Origin of the sequence: Rhodococcus sp. RD6.2, from assembly GCF_001040705.1 — a bacterium.
GTDB lineage: Bacteria > Actinomycetota > Actinomycetes > Mycobacteriales > Mycobacteriaceae > Rhodococcus_G.
On sequence record NZ_CVQP01000007.1, the window covers coordinates 439,161 to 463,533 of the forward strand.

The following is a 24,373-nucleotide window of genomic DNA, read 5'->3' on the forward strand; positions in this document are numbered from 1 at the left end:
GCCGAGCGGGCGGGCGCGCGATCATCCGACGTCGACGTCGACTTCGACATCGGCGGCATGACCTGCGCCTCCTGTGCGAGTCGGATCGAACGCAAGCTCGGCAAGCTCGACGGCGTCACCGCGACGGTGAACTTCGCGACCGAGCGGGCGCACGTCAGCAGGCCCGACGGCGTGTCCGTCGACGACCTCGTCGCGGCGATCGAGTCGGCCGGCTACACCGCCGCCGAGGTCGCCGAGGAACCCGAAGACGACGGGGCGCGCACCGATTCACTCGGCCCGCGCCTGCTGGTGTCCGCGGTGGCCGGTGTGCCGGTGGTCGCGCTGTCGATGATTCCGGCGCTCCAGTTCGACTACTGGCAGTGGATCTGCCTCGCGCTCACGACCGTCATCGTGTTCTGGGGTGGTTATCCGTTCCACCGCGCGGCCCTGATCAACGCCCGGCACGGCGCGTCGACGATGGACACCCTGGTCTCGGTCGGCACCCTCGCCGCCTACGGATGGTCGTTGTGGGCCCTGGTGTTCGGCACCGCGGGACACATCGGGATGACGCACGAGTTCTCCTTCGGGCTCGGAGCGCACGACCCGTCCGGTCAGCTCTACCTCGAGGTCGCGGCGGCGGTGACGGTGTTCCTGCTCGCGGGCCGGTACGCGGAAGCGAAGGCGAAAAGGCGTGCGGGAAGCGCTCTTCGGGCCCTGCTCGAAGTCGGAGCCAAGGACGTCGCAGTTCTCGGTGCAGGCGACGAGGAGACGCGGATCCCGGTGCAGCACCTGCGGGTGGGGGACCGGTTCGCGGTCCGGCCCGGAGAGAAGATCGCCACCGACGGTGTCGTGCTCCGCGGCCGTGCAGCCGTCGACGCGTCGACGATGACCGGCGAGTCGGTGCCCGTCGACGTCGCCGAGGGCGACGCCGTGGTCGGCGGCACCGTGAACACCGACGGACACCTGGTGGTGCGGGCCGACAAGGTCGGTGCCGACACGCAGTTGGCGCACATCGCCAAGATGGTCACCGACGCGCAGAACGGCAAGGCCGAGGTCGCGCGGCTCGCCGACCGGGTGTCGGCGGTGTTCGTGCCCGTCGTGCTCGTGCTCGCCGCGCTCACCCTCGGCGGCTGGCTGCTCACCGGTCACGCCGCGACCGAGGCGTTCACCGCGGTCGTCGCCGTCCTCATCGTCGCCTGCCCCTGCGCGCTCGGACTGGCCACGCCCACCGCTCTTCTCGTGGGCACCGGCCGTGGCGCGCAGCTCGGCATTCTGATCCGTGGGCCCGAGGTCCTCGAACAGACCAAGCGCATCGACACCGTGGTCCTCGACAAGACCGGCACCGTCACCACCGGAACGATGATCGTCCGTTCCGTCGTGGCTGCGGACGGTGAGGACCGCGACCGCGTGCTCGCGTTGGCCGCGGCTGTCGAGTCGGCGTCGGAGCATCCGGTGGCGCGGGCGATCGCCGCCGCAGGCGCCGGGTCGTTCGCCGTGGCCGACTTCTCGAACCGTGCGGGTGTCGGCGTCGTCGGCACCGTCGACGGGCTGCGGGTCACCGTCGGCAGGCCCGAGCATGCCGTTCCCGCGGAGTTGGCCGGCGCGTTCGACTCCGGTGACACCACGGTCGCGGTCTCGTGGGGCGGCGCCGTCCGCGGTGCGATCGGCGTCGCGGACGCGGTGAAACCCACCAGCGCCGAAGCGATCTCGCAGATCCGGGCGCTCGGGATGACGCCGGTCCTGCTGACCGGCGACTCCGAGTCCGTGGCGCGCCGCGTGGCCGACGAGGTGGGGATCGAGCGGGTGATCGCCGGGGTTCTTCCCGACGAGAAGGCTGCCGAGGTCGGCCGGTTGCAGGGTGAGGGCCGCGCCGTCGCGATGGTCGGCGACGGCGTCAACGACGCCGCCGCGCTCGCGACCGCGGACGTCGGGCTCGCGATGGGGACCGGCACCGACGCCGCCATCGAGGCGGGCGACCTGGTCCTCGTCCGCGGTGATCTGCGGTCGGTTCCGCAGGCGATCCGGCTGGCTCGGGTGACGCTGAACACGATCAGGGCGAACCTGTTCTGGGCCTTCGCCTACAACGTGGCCGCGATCCCGTTGGCGGCGTTCGGCCTGCTCAACCCGATGATCGCGGGTGCCGCGATGGCGGCGTCCTCGGTGTTCGTGGTCGGCAACAGCCTGCGCCTGCGACGTTTCGCCCGGTAGGAGCAACTTGCGTTCACACCGCCATACTTGAACACTGTTCAAGTATGGCGGTGACGTGGAACAACGAGATGCGATCGACTCGGGTGCTGGTGATCGGAGCCGGGTTCGCCGGACTCGGCATGGCAGCCCGCCTGCAGCGTGCGGGCATCCGTGACTTCGTGGTCCTGGAGAAGGCCGGAGACCTCGGCGGAACCTGGCGGGACAACACCTACCCGGGTTGTGCCTGCGACATTCCGTCGGTGCTCTACTCGTACTCCTTCGCGCGGGGCGACGGGTGGAGCGATGCCCGGGCCCGGCAACCGGAGATCCTCGACTACCTGCGCACACTCGGCAGCGGGTTCGCCGACCGCATCGAGTTCGGCGCCGAGGTGGTCCGCGGCGAGTGGGACGAGGGCGCGGCGCGTTGGACGGTGGTCACCGCCGACGGCCGCGCGTTCGAGGCGCAGTTCCTCGTCGCCGCGACCGGCGCCCTGCATCTGCCGAAACGGCCGCGGATCGTCGGCGTCGACTCCTTCGCCGGTCCGGTGGTCCACACGGCCGACTGGGACGAGCGCATCGACCTCGACGGCAAACGCGTCGCCGTCATCGGCACCGGGGCGTCCGCGGCGCAACTGATCCCGGAGATCGTCGAGCGAGCAGGCGCGGTGGACGTGTACCAGCGCACCCCGGCGTGGGTGCTCCCGCCGCTCGGAACGCGGCCACCGCGGCTGCCGCGCCTCGCCCGGATCGGCTGGTACTGGCGCGCGGAGGCGACGGCTCCCGCCTTCGCCGGGTCGACGGTGGCGTCCGCACTGATGCACAGGCGCGCAGTGCGGCACCTGCACGCGCAGGTGGCCGACCCCGAGCTCCGGCGCGCCCTGACACCGGACCATCGCATCGGATGCAAACGGATCATCCGGTCGGACAACTACTTTCCCGCCCTCGCGTCGGGGTCGACCCGCGTTGTGACGACGGCCGTCGGCCACGTCACCCCGACCGGGATCGTCACGGCAGACGGCGTCACCCGACCCGCCGACGTCCTGGTGTACGCGACCGGATTCCGGGTCGCCGGGTCGCTGGCCGCCCTGCCGTTGACCGGGCGCGGCGGCACGACACTGCAGCAGCGGTGGATGAGTGGCGGCGTCCGGACGCACCACGGGATCACCGTCGCGGGCATGCCCAACCTGTTCCTGCTGTCCGGTCCCAACACCGGCCTCGGCCACAACTCGGTGGTGTTCATGATCGAGTCGCAGATCCGGTACGTCCTGGACGCGATCAGGGCGCTGGACCGGGTCGGCGCCGCGGCGCTCGACGTTCGCGAGGAGGTGCAGGAGGCGGTGGACGCCGGGGTGCAGCAGCGGCTGCGGCGCGCGGTGTGGAGCACAGGTGGTTGCGGAAGCTGGTATCTCGACGGCCGTGGTCGCAATCACGCTCTGTGGCCGGGATTCTCGTGGAAGTACCGGTTGCGGACCCGTCGGGTCCGGTTGCGGGACCATCATCTGATCGGGGCGAGCGCCGGGGCATTTCGATCCGGACAATCTCCGCAGCGTCCCCTAGTGTTGGACGGAGTTCGTCAGACGCAGAGGTGACGGGGTTGGATCGTGAAGGTTGTCGATGCCGGCGCAGTCCTGGGTGCTGTCGTGGTGGTCGCTTCGGTACTGGTCGCGTGCGCGCCGCCCGCGCCGCCCGCGCCGCTCGTGGCCGGACCGGAGGTGTCGGTGACAACCGTCCTCGACGGGCTGGCGAAGCCATGGGACGTGGTGGAGGCGCCGGACGGGGCGATCCTCACCGGTGAGCGGTCGGGTCGGTTCGTTGTGTTGCGGCCGGACGGCTCGTCGGGGGAGGTCGCGGCCGACCTGGCGGACCTGTTCGCGGCAGGCGAGACCGGGCTGATGGGAATCGCGTTGTCCCGCGACTTCGCGTCGAACCGCACCCTGTTCACGTGCCAGGGGCACCAGGATCCCGGCGGGGCAGGTTCCGTCACCGGGCGGCTCGACACGAGTTCGGTCGATGGTGCGGGACGAGACGTGCGGGTGGTGTCCTGGACCGTCGACGAGGGCTGGACACAGCTCACGCGCGGCGCCGACGTCCTCACCGGCCTCCCCGTCACCTCGACCGGCAGGCACGGCGGCTGCCGGGTGTTCGCGCACCCCGACGGCACCCTGTACATCGGTACCGGCGACTCGACGTCTCCGACCGCCCCGCAGGACCCGGCGTCGCTCGGGGGAAAGGTGTTGCACGTCAACGTGGACGGCACCCCCGCCGCGGGAAACCCCGATCCCGCCCGCCCGGTGTTCACCCTCGGGCACCGCAACGTCCAGGGACTGGCGTTGCAGCCCGGCACCGGCCGCCTCTACGGAATCGAACAGGGCACCAGGGCCGACGACGAGGTGAATCTGCTGAGCGCCGGATCCAACTACGGTTACCGCCCGGACCGCAGGCCCGCCGTCTACGACGAATCGGTTCCCATGACCGATCCGGATCGGGTGCCGGGAGCCGTTGCCGCGGTGTGGAGTTCGGGTGCGCCGACCATCGCGACGCCGGGCGGCACGTTCCTCGACGGTGCGATCTGGGGGCCGTGGGCCGGAACCCTCGTCGTCACCAGCCAGCAGGAGCGGAAGCTGGTGCTGCTGCGGCTCGCCGACGACGGACTGTCCGTCACCGAGCAGGCCGTCGCGCTGGAAGGGCAGTTCGGGCGGTTGCGATCGGTGACGCTCGCATCGGACGGTGCGCTTCTCGTCACCACCGACAACGGTGCGGCCGACAAGGTTCTCCGCGTCACGCCCACGTCCTGACGCCCCGCGAAACTCCCACTACGGTCGGAGCATCGCGGCGCCGCGTACCGCTGCGGGGATCCCGAATCCTTCGACGAGGGTGAGCGCGTGCGGGCGCAGTGACCGACAGCGTTCGTTGACGCCGCGGGTGACGGCCTTCGCCCGCTCCACCGACAGGTGCCGGTGCTCGATGAACCACGCCTTGTCGTCCTCGATCACCGACAGCGCGTACAGGTCGCACAGGTCGCCGAGCAGCGCCGCGGCCTCCTCGTCGACGCACGAGTCGATACCGGCGACGAACGCCTCCAGCACCACCCTGTCGATGTGCGCCTGCGCCGCACGCAGCACGTGATCCTGCACGAAGTTGAACGCGTCGAACGGGTCGTCCTCCCGCTTGCTCGCACCCTGCAGTCTCCGCGCCGCCGTCGACAGCAGGTACTCCTCGCGGTCGGAAAACATCGTCAGCTGGGTGCCGCGGTTGAACAGGCTTCCGTCCTCCTCGTTGTCCTGCCGGGTGTCGAGGATGGTCTGGATGATCTGCTGCGCGGCGGTGCGCTTCTTGACCACGTCGGAGACGGTCGTGGCGGCGAACCGCATCCACTCGACGGGGCTCATCCCGCGCACCTCCTCGGCGTACGAGGTGAGCAGCTCCTTCGCGACGAGCTGCGTGAGGACGTGGTTGTCGCCCTCGAACGTGGTGAACACGTCGGTGTCCGCCTTCAGGGTGACGAGACGGTTCTCCGTCAGATAGCCCGCGCCGCCGCAGGCCTCGCGGCACTCCTGGATGGCGCGCGTCGCGTGCCAGGTGTTCGCGGCCTTCAGCCCGGCTGCCCGCGCTTCCAGTTCCCGCTGCTCCTGCGGATCGACCTCCTCCGCCGTCTGGATCTCGTGCAGCCGGGTGACGAGCTCGTTCTGTGCGAAGTGCAGTGCGTAGGACCGGGCGATCAGCGGCAGCAGTCGACGTTGATGCACCAGATAGTCCATGATCAGCACTTCGTCCCCGGATTCGGGACGGTCGAACTGCCTGCGCTGCAGGGCATATCGGGTCGCGATGTCCAACGCGACCCGGGCGCCCGCGCCTGCCGCGCCCCCGACCGTGACCCGGCCGCGGACGAGGGTGCCGACCATGGTGAAGAACCGGCGGGTGGGGCTGTCGATCGGGGACGAGTAGGTGCCGTCGGCCGCGACGTCCGCGTAGCGGTTCAGCAGGTTCTCGCGGGGAATTCGCACGTGTTCGAAGACGATCCGGCCGTTGTCGACGCCGGGTAGCCCGCCCTTGAATCCGCAGTCGGAGGTGACGACACCGGGCAGGTCGGCGCCGTCGTCGTCGCGGATCGGAACGAGGAAGCAGTGCACTCCCTTCGACTCCGGTTCCTCATCGGGGCCCGCGGTGATCAGCTGCGCGAACACCGCTGCCATGCGGGCGTGCTGCGCCGCGCCGCCGATGTAGTCCTTGCGTGCCGACGGCGTCGGTGAGTGGACCACGAACTCCCCGGCGTACGCGTCGTAGGTGGCCGTGGTTTCGAGGGCCTGGACGTCGCTGCCGTGACCGGTCTCCGTCATGGCGAAACACCCGAGGAGATCGAGATCGATGGTCGGACGGACATACCGTTCGTGATGGGGTGCGGTGCCGAGGTTTTCGATCGCACCGCCGAAAAGACCCCACTGCACTCCCGACTTGACCATCAGCGAGAGGTCCGACATCGCGACCATCTCGATGGCCGTCACGGCGGCGCCCACGTTCCCGGTTCCGCCGTGATCCGATGCGAAACCGTCTGCTGCGAAACCCGACTCGGTGAGGAGGTGCATCTGACTCAGCGTCTTCGCGCGGGCTTCGGCGAGATCGGGGGTGAAATGGGGCGTGAACTCCGGCCGGGAGAGGTCGCTGCGCACCTTCTCGCGCACGTCGTTCCAGCGTCCGTCGAGTGTGGTCCGGAGATGGTCTGCCGTGGTAGCCATACAGCCAACCTAGCGAACGTGTGCCGCGAGCGCGGGATGCAACGACACCTCCTGCGCCTTGACCACGAAGAACACCCGCCTTCCCGGGACCAGGTCGAGTTCGGCGACCGAGGCGGGCGTGACGTCCGCTGCCAGGCCGGTGCTGCCGTCCTGGTTCTCCTCGGCGCGGACGCGTATCGCGGCCCCGTGCATCTCGAGTTCGTCGATGGTGACGGCGAAGCAGTTGCGTGGACTGCCGTGCGGGGGTTCGATGTGCACGGCCACCGCGGCAGGCCGGAACAGCGCGACCGCCTGCGGTCCGGACCCGGCTTCGTCCGACCCGGTGACCCCGGAAACGATATCGCCCCAAGGTGTTTCGATGGTATCGGTGCCGACCTGCACGCCGGTGAGGAGGTTGACGCCCGCGATCCGCGCGGCGAAGGCGCTGCGCGGCGTCGCGAGGACGTCACGGACCGTGCCGGACTCGACGATGCGCCCCGACTCGACGACGGCCACCCGGTCGGCGAGGGCGAGGGCGTCGAGCAGGTCGTGCGTGACGATCACGGCGGTTCGTCCCTGCTCCCGCAGGACGCGGCGAAGCAATCTGCGCAACGCGGGCGCGACCGCGACGTCGAGAGCGGCCATCGGCTCGTCGAGCAGCAGCAGTCGCGGCTCCGCGGCAAGCGCCCGGGCGATCGCGATCCGCTGGGCCTGGCCGCCGGACAACTGCGCCGGGCGCCTGCCCGCGAGGTCCGCGGCATCGACCTCGCCCAGCCAGTGCGCGGCGATCGACGCGGCCGCGGCGCGGGACACCCCACGGCTGCGCGGGGCGAATGCGACGTTCGCGGCGGCGGTCATGTGCGGGAACAGGAGCGGTTGCTGTGACAACAGTGCGACACCCCGGTCGTGGGGCGGCACGAGCACCCCCGCCGCGGTGTCGGTGAGCGTCCGCTCGCCGAGGGTCACCGTGCCCTCGTCGGGGTGCAGCAGTCCGGCGATCAGACCGAGCAGCGTCGACTTGCCCGCACCGTTCGGACCGAGGACGGCCAGGACCTCGCCGTCACCGAGCGCGACGTCGAATGCGGCGCCGCGGTGGGCGAGTCGGGCCCGGACGCGCAGGTCGCTCACAGCACCGCCGCCGACCGGCGGTGGGTCAGAAGCACGATGCCTGCCGCGACGACGATCAGCAGCAGGGACAGGGCCACCGCGGCATGCGGATCGGTTTCGCGCTGCAGGTAGATCTCCAGAGGCAGGGTGCGGGTGACACCCTGCAACGACCCGGCGAAGGTGATGGTCGCGCCGAACTCGCCGAGCGCGCGGGCGAACGCGAGGACAGCACCCGATGCCAGGCCCGGCAGGACCAGGGGCAGCGTCACGCGGCGCAGCACAGTCGTCGGACGGGCGCCGAGCGTCGCTGCGACCTCCTCGTAGCGGCGGCCCGCCACGTGGAGTGAGCCTTCGAGGCTGACCACGAGGAACGGCAGCGACACGAACGTCTGCGCCAGCACGACCGCGGTGGTCGAGAATGCGATCCGAATGCCGAACGCCTCCAACGGCTCGCCGAGCAGGCCGTTGCGTCCGAACGTGTACAGCAGCGCGATGCCGCCCACGACGGGAGGCATCACCAGCGGAAGCAGGACCAGCGAACGCAGCGCCGATCGGCCGCGAAACCGTCCGCGCGCCAACACCAACGCCAGTGGGATGCCGAGGAGGATGCACGCGACGGTGCTCGCCGTCGCCGTCCTCAGGCTGAGCAGCAGTGCGGTGCGCGCGGACTCGGAGGTGATGAGGGAAACGAAGTTGCCCCAGTCGATCTCGAGGAGAACCGCGACCAAGGGGAGAATCAGGAACGCGGCACCGACCGCGGCGGGCACGTACGTCCAACCGGGCAGTCCGACGCGCACCTGCCCGCCCGGATCGCGCGACGCCTGGCTCACGGCGCCGGGGTTCCCGACCTCGGCCGCGTCACGACGTCCCCTCCGGCGTCTCGACGATGACAGTGGTGGCCTTCACCATCGCGACGGCCACCGAACCGGGTTCGAGTCCGAGTTCCCGGACCGACGCGCTGCTCATCAGGGATACGACGGTGAACGGTCCGCACTGCATCTGCACCTCGGCCATCACGGTGTCGGTGGTGACCTTGGTGACCAGGCCGACGAACCGGTTGCGTGCCGACGTGCCGGAGCCGAGGGGATTCGGCGGGGGAGCCGCGTGCAGGGCGGCGAACTCCGCGAGCACCTTCCCGTCGACGACCTTGCGGCCCGCCGCGTCCTTCTCGGCGGGCAGCGCTCCGCTGTCGATCCAGCGGCGAACGGTGTCGTCGCTGACCCCGAGCAGGCCGGCGGCATCCTTGATGCGCAGCGACGGCATGGTGTGCTCCTCCACATGGTGCGACGGAATCTCCGCGCGTCCGGTTATGCGGACGCATTCTGGAGATTCTGCCGCATTCACGGATCAGGCGTAGCGGGACCTCCGTGGATCGGGGTGGTTGCGCCGACCGTGGCCGGAATCGTGCGTTCCGCTCCGAGCGGCCGCATATGGAAGAGGCATACTCGGAGAGATTCGGTTCATTGGCACGCAACTGCGTAGTAATTGAGCGAATGTGTCCGCGTGTGAGAATCGATGAGAAATCGACGTGGGTGTGGTTCTCGATCCTGTCATCGGAGCCCACCCGCCCACACGTCCGCGACAACCCAGGAGAACATCGATGAAGAGGCTGTTCGGCACCACCCTGCTGGCCCTGACCGCGACAACCGTCCTTGTGGCCGGATGCTCGTCGAACTCCGACACGGACACGACGACCACGACCACCGGATCAGCGTCCTCCGATCAGATCACCGGCGACCTCACGGTGTTCGCAGCGGCGTCACTCAAGGCCACGTTCACGAAACTGGGCGAGCAGTTCGAAGCGGATCATCCGGGGACCGATGTCGCGTTCAACTTCGCCGGGTCGTCCGACCTGGTCGCCCAGTTGACGCAGGGCGCACCCGCCGACGTCTTCGCCTCCGCGGACACCGCGAACATGACCAAGGCCGTCGACGCCGGCCTCGTGGACGGAAGCCCCACCAACTTCGCCACCAACACCCTCACCATCGTGACGCCGCCCGGGAACCCGAAGAACATCACCTCGTTCGCCGATCTCGCGGCTCCCGGTAACCAGGTGGTCGTGTGTGCGCCGCAGGTGCCGTGCGGCGCGGCGACCAAGAAGATCGAGGATGCCGCCGGGGTCGACATCGCGCCGGTCAGTGAGGAGTCGTCGGTCACCGACGTCCTCGGCAAGGTCACCACCGGGCAGGCCGACGCCGGACTGGTCTACGTCACTGACGCGGCCGGTGCCGGCGACGCCGTGGTCACCGTCGACTTCCCCGAGTCGGCCACTGTCGTCAACACCTACCCGATCGCTTCTCTGAAGAGCACGCAGAACCCGTCCGCAGCAAAGGCTTTCGTCGAACTGGTCACCGGTCCCGTCGGGCAGCAGGTCCTCGCAGGCGCCGGTTTCGCCGCACCCTGACCCGCTCGACGGGGAACCGAACGACACTCAATCGGACTCGGGTCGCCGCCGACCCGAGGGGTCCGCGCATCGCGCGGGCCCCTCGACGCGTGTCGGTCCCTCAGTAGACGTCGCGGACGTAGCGCTTCTCGGCCGCGAGTGCCTTGACGTACGCCTCCGCGCTGCGCGGCGCGAGCTTGCCGTGCTGTGCGACGATGCCGCAGAGCGCGTGGTCGACGTCCTTGGCCATCCGGTTCGCGTCACCGCACACGTAGAAGTGGGCGCCGTTCTGCAGCCACCTCCACAGCTGGTCGCCGCGTTCGCGCATGCGGTCCTGGACGTAAACCTTCTCAGTCTGGTCGCGGGAGAACGCGAGGTCGAGTTCGGTGAGGAGGCCGTCCCGGCGGAGTTCCTCGATCTCCTCCCGGTAGTAGAAGTCCGTGGCGGCGTGCTGCTCGCCGAAGAAGAGCCAGTTCGGTCCCGCGTGGCCGAGGGCTCGCCGTTCGTGCAGGAACGCACGGAACGGCGCGATGCCGGTGCCGGGCCCGACCATGATCATCGGCGCGTCCGGGTCGGCCGGGGGCCGGAAGTGCCGCGACTTCTGCACGAAGATGCCGATCTCGTCGTCGGCGGCATGGTCGGCCAGATAGGTCGAGCAGACTCCGCGGCGAGGGACGCCGTGGAGGTTGTACCGAACCGCGGAGACCGTCAGCTGCACCTCGTTCGGATTCTCCTTCGGGCTCGACGAAATCGAGTACAGGCGCGGCTGAAGGGGTTTGAGCACCGACAGCCACTCGTCGATCGAGGCACGGAACGGCGAGCGGCTGAACAGGTCGAGGGACTGCCTGCCCCATGACCAGTCGTCGAGCAGTTCCTTGTTCTCGGGCTTCATCATCATCGCGAGCTCGGCGTCGTGGGTGCGCTCGTGCGTGAAACGGAGCAGATCGCCGGTGATACGGGTGATCTCCAGGTGGTCGACGAGTGCCCGACGCAGTGTCATCGCGCCGTGCTCGGCGATGTCGACCGTCGCGTCGCCGTCGAGTCCGGTGGTGGCGAGCCACTCCTCGACGAACGGAATGCTGTTGCGCGGCCACACCCCGAGCGCATCACCGGCCTCGTACTCCAGGGTGCCTTCGGGAAGGTGGAAACCGAACTGCCGCACGTCCTTCGCCGACCCCGACATCGAGAGGGTGACATTGCGTTTCAGTGCGGTCACCAGCGGACTCTTCCTGCTGTACTGCGGCGCTTCGGCGGGTGATTCGACGGCAGTGGAGGTCGCCGTCGTCGCGGGCGGCGTCGCCGTCGGGGCGTTCGCGCCGCCGGACGCGGGAGCGGCGCGCAGTGCATCGGTGACCGCGGTGAGCCACGCGCCCGCGGCGTCCTCGAAGTCGGGTTCGCAATCGACCCGGTCGAGGATGCGGACGCCGCCGAGTTCGGCGAGGCGGGCGTCGAGTGTGCGTCCGTGGCCGCAGAAGTCGTCGTAGTTGGAGTCGCCGAACGCGAGGACGGCGTAGCGGGTGTCGGTCAGGCGCGGTGCGGTGTCGGCGGACAGCGCGTCCCACAGACCGGACCCGTTGTCCGGCGCGTCGCCGTCACCGTAGGTGCTGGTGATCACCAGCAACTCCCGCGTCCCCGCGAGATCGGCAGCCGCGAAGGTGTCCATGTCGTGCAGTGCAGCGGGTATCCCCGACCGGGCGAGGGCGGCCGTGCAGGTGGCGGCGAACTCCTCGGCCGTGCCTGTTTGAGATGCCCACAGCACGACGATCGGGGCGCGCTCGGGCTCCGCGCCCCCTGCGGGATCCGGGGATGGCGCAGTACCGGGAACGGCACTGCGGGAGAACAGTCCGGCCAGGACGCCATCGATCCAGGCTCGGGTGGGCACGTCGAACGGGGCGGCGGCGGGAAGCGCAGGCACGCCGGGAGTGCCGCGACCCTCGTCGGTCCGCAGTCCAGCGATCAGCCCGGCGAGGTAGGTGCGCCCGGTCGCATCGAGGGCGGGCGCCGGCTGCGCGGCGACACCGAGAAGGTCGGCGAGAGTGTCGATCCGGGACATGGTGTGCACCTCCGTCGGTGTCCGGCCAGGTGGGAGCGCGGCGGGTGGAGTGTGCGCCGGCGCCGCCGCGGCGGGTGCCGCCGGCCCGTCGACGGCAGCGACCTTCGTCAGAGTGACCGCGCACGCCTTGAACTCAGGCTGCTGGGACACGGGATCGATCGCGTCGTTGGTGACGGCGTTGATCGCCAGGTACTCGCCGAACACGTCGTTCCAGTGGAACGGTGCGAAACAGTTTCCCGGCCGCACCCGATCGGTGACGACGGCGGGGAGCACCGCGCGACCGCGGCGCGACGCCACCTCGACGCGATCCTTGTCGACGACGCCGAGTCGTGCGGCGTCGTCCGGGTGCAGTTCGACGAACGGCCCCGGGTTCAGTTTGTTCAACTTCGCGACCTTGCCGGTCTTGGTCATCGTGTGCCACTGGTGCGCCAGCCGTCCCGTGTTCAGCAGGAACGGGAAGTCGTCGTCGGGCATCTCGGCGGGCAGCATGTGCGGGCGGGCGAAGAACGCCGCCCGTCCGGTCGAGGTCGGGAACGCCAGGCGGGGAGTCGTGCCGTCGTCGCGGACGAGGAGCTGTTGGCTCACACCGTCGTTGAGGTAGCGGATCGGGTGGCGGTCGGTCGTGACGCCAGGCGGGCACGGCCACTGGATCGGCTGCTGCCGCAGCCGCTCGTACGTGACGCCGCGCAGGTCGTATCCCGTTCGCGGATTGGCGAACTGCCTGATCTCCTCGAACACCTCCTCGGCCGACGCGTACGTGAAGGCGTCGGCATAGCCCATCTCGCAGGCGATCCGGGCGATGATCTGCCAGTCCGGGATGGACTGCCCGGCCGGGTCGACGGCCTGCCGAGAGAGCGTGAGGTTGCGTTCGGAGTTGATCATCACCCCGTCCGACTCGGTCCACAGCGCGGCAGGCAACAGGATGTCGGCATACGCGTTGGTCTCGGTGTCGAGGTAGGCGTCCTGGGCGATCACCAGGTCGGCCTTCTCCAGGCCCGCGAGCACGGTCCTGCGGTTGGCCACGCTCGCAACGGGATTGGTGCAGATGATCCAGCAGGCCCTGATCTCGCCGTCGGCCATGCGGGAGAACATGTCGATCGTTCCGCTGCCGACCTCCGTGCGCAGCGACCCGCGCGGGATGCCCCATCGGTCCTCGACGAAGTCGCGGTCGGCGGCGGACGTCACCGCACGCTGGCCGGGCAGTCCCGGGCCCATGTAGCCCATCTCGCGCCCGCCCATCGCGTTCGGCTGGCCGGTGAGCGAGAACGGACCGCTGCCGGGCTTGCAGATCGCGCCGGTCGCCAGGTGCAGGTTGCAGATCGCGTTGGTGTTCCACGTGCCGTGCGTGCTCTGGTTGAGTCCCATCGTCCAGCAACTCATCCAGTTGGCTGCCTCACCGATCCACTGCGCCGCGGTGCGGATGTCGGCCTCGGGAATTCCCGTGACCTCGCTGACCCGATCAGGGGTGTACTCGGACAGGAAGGCGGGCATGGCATCCCAACCCTCGGTGAACTCGGCGATGAACGCGGGGTCGGTGTGTCCGTTCTCGGTGATCAGGTGCAGCAGTCCGTTGAGGAGGGCGAGGTCGGTGCCGGGGGCGATCTGCAGGAACATGTCGGCCTTCTCCGCGGTGGCGGTGCGCCGGGGGTCGACGACGATGAGTTTCGCGCCCGCCTTGACCCGATCCATCATCCGCAGGAAGAGGATGGGATGGCAGTCGGCCATGTTGGCGCCGATCACGAAGAAGACGTCGGCATGGTCGAAATCCTGATACGAGCCGGGCGGACCGTCCGCGCCGAGCGACTGCTTGTAGCCGGTACCCGCGCTGGCCATGCACAGCCGCGAGTTCGACTCGATCTGGTTGGTGCCGATGAAGCCCTTGGCCAGCTTGTTGGACAGGTACTGGGCTTCCAGCGACATCTGTCCCGAGACGTAGAGGGCGACCGCGTCCGGCCCGTGCTCGTCGACGATCGCGCGCAGCCCGGCGGCGGTCCGGGAGATGGCGGCGTCCGTCGATGCGGCCTGGGCAGGAGCCCCTCGTCGCGGTCGCAGGTAGGCCGATTCCATGCGGCCGGGTGCGGCCAGCAGATCGGCGGTCGTCGTCCCCTTCGTGCACAGGCGACCGAAGTTCGTCGGATGGTCCGTGTGTCCCGACGCTCTTGCCGCTCGTCGTCGGCCGGTCTCCGGATCCGTGGTGATGTCCAGGACGAGACCGCACCCGACCCCGCAGTAGGCGCAGAGTGTCTCGACCCTGTGGTCGCTCCCGGTTTTCCCCACGCGTCCTCCGCCCATGACTCCTGGCCGACTGTTGTTGTGGTCGCCCGCCGGCTTCGGTCCGACACGATCGATCGTCGACGACCGATGTTTCGCGGTCCGTTCTCCGATGTTGCGGGTGTGTGACGGATGCCCACTCCCCGTTTCCGAACGTCCCGAGTTCGGGCGCGATCGGCCGGGCATCGGGTTTCCGCCCGGAGACGGCTCCTGGGTCTGGAATGTAGACTCAGCTGCATGACCACGTTGGCGGACACGTTGTCCCTGCTGGGCGAGCGGTGGGCGCTGCTCGTCGTCCGCGAGGTGTCGCTCGGACTGCGGCGCTTCGACGAGCTGCGGGATGCGACCGGGGCGCCGCGCACCGTGCTCTCGGATCGGCTCCACCGGCTCGTCGCGGCGGGGGTGCTGGCCACCCGCGAGTACCGCGTCCCCGGCAGCCGGGCGCGGCTCGAGTACACCCTCACCGATGCGGGCCTGGAGCTGCTTCCGGTTCTCGCTGCACTCACGGAATGGGGGGAGCGGCACCTCGAATCGGGCGCGGTGCCCGACGTGTCCTACCGGCACGGCGGCTGCGGCGGTCACGTCGGCATTCGCCTGGTGTGCGACTGCGGAACGGAAGTCGCTCCGGGACAACGGCTTCTCGCCCAGGTCAACCGATGATCACTCCATCCGACAGGAAGAAGGCCCACTCGTGACGATCGCCACCACCTCCGATTCCCGGTTCGCCGCCGACGTCCTCGGCTCCGACCTACCGGTCCTCGTCGACTTCACCGCCGAGCGGTGCGGGCCCTGCCGGATGATCGCCCCGGTACTCGAACAGATCGCAGCCGAGCACCAGGGCCGTATGCGGATACTTTCGCTCGACGTCGCCGCGAACCCCGTCACGACCGGCGAGTACCAGGTGATGGGCACGCCGACCCTGGCGCTGTTCGTCGGCGGGGAACGGGTCGTCCGGCTCGTCGGCGCGAAGTCGAGGGTCGCGATCCTGCGCGAGGTCGAGCCGCACCTGCCGGGCGAGAACCGCTGACGTCACCGTGGTTCGGGCGCGGCGGCCCACACCAGCTGCACGCTCCGCGGCGGGATCGGGGTCTCCAGCGCTATCGCCGTCGAGGAGCGCAGCACGTGCCTACCGTCGACGATCTCGTTGATCACCCGTTGCAGGTCCGCGTGCGTGCGGGCCACGACGCGGATGAGTAGATCGCCTGCGCCGGTGGTCGTGTGGGCCTCGAGCACCTCGGGGATCGCGGACAGGTGCTCGATGACGGCGCTGTGCCCCTGCCCCTGCGCGATCTCCAAGGTCGCGAAGGCCGTCACCGGGAATCCCAGCGCCGCGGCGCCCAGGGTGGGGGAGCGGTCGGCGATCACACCGGACCGTTCGAGCCGGTCGAGCCGCGACTGCACCGTTCCTCGCGCGACCCCGAGGCGCCGCGACGCCTCGAGCACCCCGATTCTCGGTTCGTCGTGCAGGAGTTCCAGCAGCAGGGCGTCGAGGCGATCCAGTGTCATGTCGATCTCCTGATCACTTTGTCCAGGGTCGAGGGCGTATGGCCCAGCATTCTGTACACAATGACCAGCGTCAACGCTCGTGATTGCACAGCCGGCCTGCGCGTCCGACAGTGATCTGTATGACCGCCGCCAGGCTGACCTCGCACGAACGTGCCGCGCACCTGCGTTCCGCGCAGCTGCGGCGACTCGTCGGACTCGTCGACCACGACGACGCCGCGGACCCGTTCCCCGTCGTGGGGATGGACGCGGTGGAGTTCGTGTGTGGCAACGCGACCCAGGCCGCGCACTACTTCACATCGGCGTGGGGGATGGCTCTCGTCGCCTACGCCGGACCCGAAACCGGTCGACGCGACCACAAGTCGTACGTCCTCGAATCGGGGTCGGCTCGGTTTGTGCTCAGCGGCGCGGTCGACCCGTCCAGTCCGCTCGCCGACCATCACCGCAGGCACGGCGACGGTGTCGTCGACCTCGCCCTCGAGGTGCTCGACGTCGACCGCTGCGTCGAGCACGCACGTCGTCACGGCGCCGTCGTCCTCGACGAACCGCACGAGGTCAGCGACCGTGACGGCGTCGTCCGCCTCGCAGCGCTCGCCACCTACGGCAGCACCCGGCACACGCTCGTCGACCGGTCCGGGTACCGCGGGGTGTACCTACCGGGATTCGATTCCCGTACTGCGGGATTCACGCGCCGACCCGGATCACCCGAGCGGGTGTTCGTGGCACTCGACCACGCCGTCGGCAATGTCGAGATGGGGCGGATGGACCACTGGGTGCGGTTTTACAACGAGGTCATGGGTTTCACGAACATGGCCGAGTTCGTCGGTGACGACATCGCCACCGAGTACTCGGCGCTCATGAGCAAGGTCGTCGCGAACGGCAACCATCGCGTCAAGTTCCCGCTCAACGAGCCCGCCGTCGGGCGCAAACGGTCGCAGATCGACGAGTATCTCGACTTCTACGGCGAACCCGGCTGCCAGCACCTCGCCCTGGCCACCGACGACATCCTCGCCAGCGTCGACGCACTCCGCGCCGAGGGCGTCGAGTTCCTCGCGACACCCGACTCGTACTACGACGATCCACAGCTCCGGGCCCGGATCGGCCGGGTCCGCGTGCCCGTCGACGCGCTCAAGGCGCGGGGCATCCTCGTCGACCGCGACGAGGACGGCTACCTCCTGCAGATCTTCACGACACCGTTGGGCGACCGGCCGACGATGTTCTTCGAACTGATCGAGCGGCACGGCTCGCTCGGCTTCGGCAAGGGAAACTTCAAGGCGCTCTTCGAGTCGATCGAGCGGGAACAGGCGGCGCGCGGGAACCTGTGACCCGCTCGCCCTGGGGACGGTGGCGGCCGTCGTCCGGTCTCGTTGCGGTGGCGAACGGAGCCCGCATCGTGTTTCATCGGGGGACTATGAGCGCAGTCACTCGCATCGCACGAATCGGCACGGTCGCGGCCGGAGCCGTCGCCGTGCTTGCCTCCACCGCCGCCGTCGCAACGGCAGCCCCGACCGCCGCGTCGGTCGCCGAGCGGTTCACACCACTCGCCGGCGGGTCGCACACCGAGTACGTCGTCAACCCCGTCGTCACCCAGGACGACCTGCTCTACACGAACAAGGACGTCACGACGATCCCCGGCGTGATGGCTCACAGCATCGACGGCCGTAACTTCTCGTTCTACCGGGTCGTCGGCGGTGTTCGCATCTCGATGGCCCGCATCAACGAGGTCTGCCTGCCCACCGGCGTCTGCCACGGACTCATCGTGGACGCGCCCAGCCCCGTCTTCTGATCACCGACCCCGCCGTCTGATCGACGCCGACTGACCAACGCTCCGGTCGAGGCCCGGGACCCTGCGTCCCGGGCCTCGACCCGTTCGTGACCGGCCCGTCGACCACGCATCAACGACACCCTGTCGTTGTCCAGATATCGGGAACTGGGACACTGGGGGCCGTGACTGTCACCCCGCCTGATGCGTCCCGGTCCGCACAACTCTTCGAACGGGCCTCCGCGGTCATCCCGGGTGGCGTGAACTCCCCGGTCCGCGCGTTCGGGTCGGTCGGTGGCACGCCGCGGTTCATCGCGTCGGCGAAGGGCAGCACCCTCACCGACGTCGACGGCAACGACTACGTCGACCTCGTCTGCTCGTGGGGACCGATGATCCTGGGACACGCGCACCCCGCTGTCGTCGAGGCCGTGCGCGAGGCCGCCGTCGGCGGACTATCCTTCGGCGCCCCGACCGAGGGCGAGATCGAACTCGCCGAACTGATCGTGAACCGCACGTCCGTCGAGCAGGTTCGCCTGGTCAACTCGGGCACCGAGGCGACGATGAGTGCCGTCCGCCTGGCCCGCGGCTTCACCGGCCGCACCAAGATCGTCAAGTTCGCCGGCTGCTACCACGGTCACGTCGACGCCCTGCTCGCCGAGGCCGGCTCCGGGCTCGCGACGTTTGCGCTGCCCACCTCGCCCGGTGTCACCGGCGCCCAGTCGTCCGACACGATCGTCCTGCCCTACAACGACCTCGCCGCGGTCGAAGAGGCGTTCGCCGCCCATCCCGGCGAGATCGCCTGCGTCATCACGGAGGCCGCCGCGGGCAACATGGGCGCGGTCGCGCCGCAGCCAGGATTCAACCTGGGTCTGCGCCGCCTGTGCACCGAGCACGGGGCTCTGCTGATCATGGACGAGGTCATGACCGGCTTCCGCGTCAGCCGCTCCGGCTGGTATGGCATCGACGGGGTCGCGGGCGACCTCACCACCTTCGGCAAGGTGATGAGCGGCGGCCTGCCCGCCGCGGCATTCGGTGGCCGTGCCGACGTCATGAACCACCTCGCGCCTGCCGGTCCCGTCTACCAGGCGGGCACCCTGTCGGGTAATCCCGTCGCCGTCGCCGCCGGCCTCGCCAGCCTCAAAGCCGCAGATCAGGACGTCTACGACGCCCTCGAACGGAACGCCGCGACACTCGGCCGCCTGCTCGGTGACGCACTCCACGAGGCAGGCGTGCGGCACCAGGTGCAATTTGCAGGCACCATGGTGAGCGTGTTCTTCGCCGACCGACCCGTCACCAACTACGCGGAGGCGAAGGCCAGCGACACCTGGCGGTACCCCGCCTTCTTCCACGCGCTGCTCTCCCGCGGCGTGTACGCACCGCCCAGCGCGTTCGAGGCATGGTTCGTCTCGTCCGCGCTCGACGACGCCGCATTCGACCGCATCGCCGAGGCCGTCCCCGCCGCGGCAGCGGCCGCAGCAGCGGCGACGCCGAGCAGCTGACCCGAACCTGACAGACCACGCCCACGCACCCGGAGCAGACCACGTGACAAGCCCCCAGCAGACGCCGTCCGCAGAGCCCGCCGCATCCCGCACGATCGTCCATGTCCTGCGCCACGGCGAGGTCCACAACCCGAAGGGCATCCTCTACGGGCGACTCCCCGGCTACCGGCTCTCCGTCACGGGGCAGGCGCAGGCCCGCACGGTCGCGTCGGTGCTGTCGGGCCACGACATCACCCATGTCGTGGCATCGCCGCTGCAGCGCGCCCAGGAGACGGCCACCCCGATCGCCAGCGCGCACGGGCTGACGCTCGCCACCGACGACAACCTCATCGAGGCAGCCAACGACTTCGAAGGCCTGAAGGTGTCCGTCGGGGACGGTGCGCTGCGTCGCCCGCGGCACTGGCTCAAGCTGCGTGACCCGTTCACACCGTCGTGGGGTGAGCCGTACCTGCAGATCGCGCACCGGATGCTGGCCGCCGTCAACGCCGCGCGCGTCGCGGCCGTCGGGCACGAGGCCGTCTGCGTCAGCCACCAGTTGCCGGTGTGGACGCTTCGCCGGTTCCTGGAAGGTGAGCGGCTCTGGCACGACCCGCGGAACCGGCAGTGCGCGCTGGCATCGTTGACCTCCCTGGTCTACGAGGGCGACACCCTCGTCGACATCGTCTACTCCGAACCGGCGGGAGCGTCGGATCCGACGGTGACCGGGGCATGACCAGGCGCTTCGCGCTCGTGCGCGGTTCAGGGATCTCTGGAACACCGAAACGCGCACGAGTGCTCGCCGCCCTGCTGTCGTGCCTGGTCCTGGGGACCGTGGCCACCGCATGCGCCACCGGCGACGACGCCGTGGCGACCGGCGGCACCTTCGACTTCGTCTCGCCCGGCGGCCAGACGGAGATCCTCTACGACCCGCCCGCCGACCGCGGAACCATCGGCAACCTCACCGGCGAGAACCTCATGGACGAGGGGCAGACCCTGTCCCTGTCGGACTTCGAGGGCCAGGTCGTCGTCGTCAACCTGTGGGGTCAGTGGTGCGGACCGTGCCGCGGCGAGGCCGACGACCTCGAGAAGGTCTACGAGGCCACCAAGGACCAGGGCGTCGCGTTCCTCGGCATCAACGTCAAGGACCCGCAGCGCGACAAGCCGCAGGACTTCGTCACCAACTACGGCGTGACCTTCCCGTCGATCTGGGATCCGTCGATGCGCAGCCTCGGTGCTCTCGGCGGCAGCTACCCGACCAGCGTCATCCCGTCCACGCTCATCCTCGACCGCCAGCACCGCGTCGCGGCCGTGTACCTGACGGCGCTGCTCGCGGACGACCTGCAGCCCGTGGTGGAGAGGATCGCGGCGGAGCAGTGAACAGCATGATTCTCGCGCAGGGCGTCGGCGAGACCTTCCAGTCCACCGCGGCGTCCGGGCCGCTCCTTCTCGCGTTCCTCGTCTGCATCCTCGCCGGGCTCGTCTCGTTCGCGTCGCCGTGCGTCGTGCCGCTCGTCCCCGGCTACCTGTCGTATCTGGCCGGAGTCGTCGGAGCGGAGGCCCCGCCGGTGACCGCCGAGCAGGCCGTCGTGCGCACCGAGACGCGGACCGCTCGACTGCGGGTCGCAGGCGCGGCGGCGCTGTTCGTCGCCGGCTTCACGGTCGTGTTCGTGCTGGCCACGATGACGGTGTTCGGGACGATGTCGGCGCTGTCGGTGAACCGCGAGATGTTCCAGCGGATCGGCGGCGTCGTCACGATCGCGATGGGCCTGGTGTTCATCGGACTCGTGCCCGCGCTCCAACGCGACGTGCGGTTCGAGCCACGCCGGATCTCCGGACTGGTCGGGGCGCCGCTGCTCGGCGGCGTCTTCGCACTCGGCTGGACGCCGTGCCTCGGCCCGACGCTGACCGGCGTGCTCACCGTCGCCGCAGGCACCGAAGGGGCCACGGCTGCCCGCGGACTGATCCTGATGATCGCCTACTGCCTCGGGCTCGGTCTGCCGTTCGTGATCCTCGCGTTCGGGTCGGCCGGCGCGCTGCGCGGAGTCGGCTGGCTTCGCCGCAATGCCCGCGTCATCCAGGTCTTCGGTGGCGTGATGCTCGTGGCGGTCGGTGTCGCGCTGGTGACCGGTGCCTGGGACGTGTTCGTGGGATGGGTGCGCGATGCATTCGTCTCGGATGTGACGCTGCCGATCTGATGACGGCAGACGAGAAGGAGGACGCAGTGACGGACGAGAGCCGGACCGCGGTTCCACGGCAGTCCGCCGCGGGACGCCTGGTTGCCCTCGTGCGCAACACCTGGCGCGGACTGACATCGATGCGGACCGCGCTGGTCCTGCTGTTCCTGCTCGCCATCGCGGCGATCCCCGGGGCGCTGCTGCCGCAGCGCAGTCTCAACGCGGGCAAGGTCGACGAGTACATCGCCAACCGCCCGACGCTGGGTCCCTGGATGGACCGCCTCGAACTGTTCGACGTGTTCGGCAGCTTCTGGTTCACCGCCATCTACGTGCTGCTGTTCGTCTCGCTGATCGGCTGCATCACCCCACGGTGCTGGGAGCACTTCCAGGCATTGCGCACCAAACCGGTCGCGGCGCCGCGCAGGCTGTCGCGCCTGCCGCATCACTCGGAGACCGTTGTCGCCGCCACCCCGGATGAGGTCGTCACGGGTGCGCTGAGCCGGCTGCGCGGCTGGAAGACCGTCACCCGCTCGGGCGACGACCTGCGAGGGGGCCGCCCCGGCGAGATCACCGTGTCCGCGGAGAAGGGCTACCTGCGCGAGGCGGGGAATCTCGTGTTCCACCTCTCGCTCGTCGGACTCCTCGCCGCGATCGCCATCGGCAAGCTGTTCGGCTACGAAGGTCAGGTCATCGTCATCGCCGACGGCGGCCCCGGCGTCTGCACGACCTCACCCGCCGCCTTCGACTCGTTCCGTGCCGGATTGGAGGAGGACGGCCTGGGTCTGACGCCGGTGTGCGTGAAGGTCAAGGACTTCACCGCCGACTACCTCGAGAACGGTCAGGCCGAGATGTTCACCTCGAACGTCGAGTACCAGGCAGGCGACGACCTCGCGACCAATACTTGGCGCGAGACCCAGCTGCGCGTCAACCACCCGCTTCGGGTCGCGGGCGACCGCGTCTACCTGCAGGGCCACGGGTACGCGCCGACCTTCACGGTCACGTTCCCGAACGGCGAGACCCGCACGGAGACGCTGCAGTGGCGTCCGGACGACGCGACGACGTTCCTGTCGAGCGGCGCGATGCGGTTCGATCCGCCGGGCGGCTTGTATCCGGACGAGACCGAACGCCGGAAGAACCAGATCGGCATCGAGGGCTTGTTCGCTCCGACGGCGCTGTTCCACGGCGAGTTGCTGACGTCGAGCTTCCCGGCCCTCAGCGATCCCGCGGTGGCCATCGACGTCTACAAGGGCGACACCGGACTCGACACCGGTAACCCGCAGTCGATCTTCTCGCTGAGCAAGGAACTGGTAAATCAGGGCCGGATGGTGAAGGAGGCCCGGGTGAACCTGTACCCGGGCGAGTCCACGACCCTGTCCGACGGCACCGTGGTCCGGTTCGACGGCGCCACGGACTTCGTCAACCTGCAGGTGTCGCACGATCCGGCGCAGACATGGGTGCTGGTGTTCGCGGTGACGATGCTGGGTGGGCTGCTGGTGTCGTTGCTGGTCAAGCGGCGTCGCGTCTGGGTGCGTGTGTACCCGGCGCCGGCCGGACAGGATGCCGACACGGTGTCGGATACATTGGTCGAGGAACCACGACGTACCGTAGTAGAGCTGGGCGGGCTCGCCCGCACGGATCAAGCCGGCTGGGGCGACGAGTTCGACCGGCTCGCAGAGCGGCTGCTCGAAGACCTCGGGCGACCGACCGACACACCGCACAGCCGCGACTGACGCGCAGGAGAGACAAAGCATGCCGATCAACGAGACCTTGTCGCACTACAGCGACCTGGCGTTCGAATCCGCGTTCGCGATCTTCGTTCTGGCGTTCGTACTGCTCATTGCGCAGTACGCAACGACCAGGGCCCGTGCTGTTCAGGAGCGCGAGCTGGTCGCCGCAGGCGGGGTGCCCGCCGCGCCGTCGGCGCAGGTCCCCGGCAGGGTGAGCGAGCCGCAGGGCAAGCCGATGTCCGAGCGGCTCGGCAACATGGCGATGGCCGTGCTCGTCGTCGGTGTCGTCCTGCAGTGGGCGGCCATCGTCCTGCGTGGCTTCGCCACCGAGCGCTTCCCGCTGGGCAACATGTACGAGTTCGTGAGCATGGCAGTCGCCGTGGCGACTGCAGTCGGCGTCGCGACGCTCCGCAAGCAGCAGTACCGGTCGCTGTGGGCGTTCCTGCTGATCCCGGTGCTGATCCTGATGTTCCTCGCGGGCACCGTGCTCTACGCGGACGCGGCACCCGTCGTCCCCGCGTTGCGGTCCTACTGGCTGCCCATCCACGTGACCATCATCAGCGTCGGCAGTGGCATCTTCCTCGTCTCCGGCGTCGCCAGCATTCTGTTCCTGCTGCGCATCCGGCAGCCCAAGGGGGAGGAGTCGACCGGTCTGATCGGTCGGCTCGCCGCGCGCCTGCCCGACGCCCAGACCCTCGACCGGCTCGCCTACAAGACGACGATCGTCGCGTTCCCGATCTTCGGTGCGGGCGTCGTACTCGGGGCGATCTGGGCGGAAGCGGCGTGGGGCCGATTCTGGGGCTGGGATCCGAAGGAGACTGTCTCCTTCATCACCTGGGTCATCTACGCCGCATACCTGCATGCTCGCGCGACGGCCGGCTGGCGCGACACGCGCGCCGCGTGGATCAATGTCGCCGGCTTCGTCGCGATGCTGTTCAACCTCTTCATCATCAACATGGTGGTGTCCGGGTTGCACTCCTATGCCGGTCTGAACTGACCTTTCGTCGGATGGCGGAGGTTCGGATCACGTCGCTGCA

General features: G+C 69.4%; 19 protein-coding genes and 1 pseudogene. 14 read left to right on the top strand and 6 right to left on the bottom strand.

The window, feature by feature from the left end:
- The first annotated feature begins 48 nt into the window (after positions 1 to 48).
- The 3 genes from RHCRD62_RS15620 (at position 49) to RHCRD62_RS15630 (ending at position 4,961) form a co-directional block, all read left to right on the top strand.
- Positions 49 to 2,187 carry a heavy metal translocating P-type ATPase gene (locus RHCRD62_RS15620; protein WP_301280726.1) on the top strand — a complete coding sequence of 713 codons (2,139 nt, stop codon included), beginning with the start codon at positions 49 to 51 and terminating at the stop codon, positions 2,185 to 2,187.
- Positions 2,188 to 2,231: 44 nt separating this feature from the next.
- Positions 2,232 to 3,755 (top strand): flavin-containing monooxygenase, encoded by a 1,524-nt coding sequence (locus tag RHCRD62_RS15625; protein WP_050065616.1) that lies wholly within the window; start codon positions 2,232 to 2,234, stop codon positions 3,753 to 3,755.
- A 69-nt stretch (positions 3,756 to 3,824) separates the two neighbouring features.
- A complete protein-coding gene (locus RHCRD62_RS15630; RefSeq protein WP_253277352.1) occupies positions 3,825 to 4,961 on the top strand; it encodes a PQQ-dependent sugar dehydrogenase in 1,137 nt (378 codons plus the stop codon).
- Between the two features lie 18 nt (positions 4,962 to 4,979).
- Here the strand turns inward: RHCRD62_RS15630 and RHCRD62_RS15635 are convergent, their stop codons facing one another.
- Genes RHCRD62_RS15635 through RHCRD62_RS15650 form a run of 4 tightly spaced genes read right to left on the bottom strand, consistent with a single transcriptional unit; the run spans position 4,980 to position 9,248 of the window.
- Entirely contained in the window at positions 4,980 to 6,899 is a 1,920-nt protein-coding gene (locus RHCRD62_RS15635) for an acyl-CoA dehydrogenase family protein (protein WP_050065618.1), read from the bottom strand.
- A gap of 9 nt (positions 6,900 to 6,908) precedes the next feature.
- Entirely contained in the window at positions 6,909 to 8,006 is a 1,098-nt protein-coding gene (locus RHCRD62_RS15640) for a sulfate/molybdate ABC transporter ATP-binding protein (RefSeq protein ID WP_084734294.1), read from the bottom strand.
- Complete coding sequence (locus tag RHCRD62_RS15645; RefSeq protein WP_050065619.1) at positions 8,003 to 8,815, bottom strand: ABC transporter permease; 813 nt, start codon at positions 8,813 to 8,815, stop codon at positions 8,003 to 8,005. The genes RHCRD62_RS15640 and RHCRD62_RS15645 overlap by 4 nt, the downstream gene beginning before the upstream one ends.
- A 28-nt stretch (positions 8,816 to 8,843) precedes the next feature.
- Positions 8,844 to 9,248, bottom strand: a complete 405-nt coding sequence (locus tag RHCRD62_RS15650; RefSeq protein ID WP_050065860.1) for a TOBE domain-containing protein — start codon at positions 9,246 to 9,248, stop codon at positions 8,844 to 8,846.
- A 337-nt stretch (positions 9,249 to 9,585) separates the two neighbouring features.
- On the opposite strand from RHCRD62_RS15650, the gene modA reads away from it, so the two are divergent.
- Positions 9,586 to 10,389, top strand: coding sequence for a molybdate ABC transporter substrate-binding protein (gene modA / locus RHCRD62_RS15655; RefSeq protein WP_050065620.1), 804 nt, complete (start codon positions 9,586 to 9,588; stop codon positions 10,387 to 10,389).
- Positions 10,390 to 10,489: 100 nt separating this feature from the next.
- On the opposite strand, the gene RHCRD62_RS15660 is transcribed toward modA, so the two are convergent.
- Positions 10,490 to 14,698: a bifunctional nitrate reductase/sulfite reductase flavoprotein subunit alpha gene (locus tag RHCRD62_RS15660; protein WP_253277334.1), complete on the bottom strand. Its 4,209-nt coding sequence runs from the start codon at positions 14,696 to 14,698 to the stop codon at positions 10,490 to 10,492.
- A gap of 231 nt (positions 14,699 to 14,929) precedes the next feature.
- Between RHCRD62_RS15660 and RHCRD62_RS26420 the strand changes: the two genes are divergently transcribed.
- Both RHCRD62_RS26420 and RHCRD62_RS26425 read left to right on the top strand, forming a co-directional pair.
- Entirely contained in the window at positions 14,930 to 15,352 is a 423-nt protein-coding gene (locus RHCRD62_RS26420; RefSeq protein WP_050065621.1) for a winged helix-turn-helix transcriptional regulator, read from the top strand.
- Positions 15,353 to 15,383: 31 nt separating this feature from the next.
- Positions 15,384 to 15,719: a thioredoxin family protein gene (locus RHCRD62_RS26425; protein WP_050065622.1), complete on the top strand. Its 336-nt coding sequence runs from the start codon at positions 15,384 to 15,386 to the stop codon at positions 15,717 to 15,719.
- A gap of 8 nt (positions 15,720 to 15,727) precedes the next feature.
- On the opposite strand, the pseudogene RHCRD62_RS15675 reads toward RHCRD62_RS26425, so the two are convergent.
- Positions 15,728 to 16,198 (bottom strand): annotated as a pseudogene (locus tag RHCRD62_RS15675) (Lrp/AsnC family transcriptional regulator); the annotation flags it as partial.
- A 119-nt stretch (positions 16,199 to 16,317) separates the two neighbouring features.
- Between RHCRD62_RS15675 and hppD the strand changes: the two are divergent.
- The 8 genes from hppD (at position 16,318) to ccsB (ending at position 24,333) form a co-directional block, all read left to right on the top strand.
- Positions 16,318 to 17,520, top strand: a complete 1,203-nt coding sequence (hppD, locus tag RHCRD62_RS15680; RefSeq protein ID WP_050065624.1) for a 4-hydroxyphenylpyruvate dioxygenase — start codon at positions 16,318 to 16,320, stop codon at positions 17,518 to 17,520.
- A gap of 86 nt (positions 17,521 to 17,606) precedes the next feature.
- On the top strand, positions 17,607 to 17,981 hold the full coding sequence (locus RHCRD62_RS15685) for a hypothetical protein (RefSeq protein ID WP_050065625.1): 375 nt from the start codon (positions 17,607 to 17,609) through the stop codon (positions 17,979 to 17,981).
- Positions 17,982 to 18,142: 161 nt separating this feature from the next.
- On the top strand, positions 18,143 to 19,456 hold the full coding sequence (hemL, locus tag RHCRD62_RS15690; protein WP_050065626.1) for a glutamate-1-semialdehyde 2,1-aminomutase: 1,314 nt from the start codon (positions 18,143 to 18,145) through the stop codon (positions 19,454 to 19,456).
- 43 nt (positions 19,457 to 19,499) lie between these two features.
- A complete protein-coding gene (locus RHCRD62_RS15695) occupies positions 19,500 to 20,168 on the top strand; it encodes a histidine phosphatase family protein (RefSeq protein ID WP_050065627.1) in 669 nt (222 codons plus the stop codon).
- Positions 20,165 to 20,812, top strand: coding sequence for a TlpA disulfide reductase family protein (locus RHCRD62_RS15700; RefSeq protein ID WP_050065628.1), 648 nt, complete (start codon positions 20,165 to 20,167; stop codon positions 20,810 to 20,812). The genes RHCRD62_RS15695 and RHCRD62_RS15700 overlap by 4 nt, the downstream gene beginning before the upstream one ends.
- Before the next feature lie 5 nt (positions 20,813 to 20,817).
- Positions 20,818 to 21,630: a cytochrome c biogenesis CcdA family protein gene (locus RHCRD62_RS15705; RefSeq protein WP_050065862.1), complete on the top strand. Its 813-nt coding sequence runs from the start codon at positions 20,818 to 20,820 to the stop codon at positions 21,628 to 21,630.
- The gene (locus RHCRD62_RS15710) at positions 21,630 to 23,339 is read left to right on the top strand and encodes a cytochrome c biogenesis protein ResB (RefSeq protein ID WP_050065629.1); all 1,710 of its coding nucleotides are present in this window, start codon (positions 21,630 to 21,632) and stop codon (positions 23,337 to 23,339) included. Before RHCRD62_RS15705 ends, RHCRD62_RS15710 begins: the two co-directional genes overlap by 1 nt.
- Positions 23,340 to 23,358: 19 nt before the next feature.
- On the top strand, positions 23,359 to 24,333 hold the full coding sequence (gene ccsB, locus RHCRD62_RS15715; protein ID WP_050065630.1) for a c-type cytochrome biogenesis protein CcsB: 975 nt from the start codon (positions 23,359 to 23,361) through the stop codon (positions 24,331 to 24,333).
- The last annotated feature ends 40 nt before the right edge of the window (positions 24,334 to 24,373 follow it).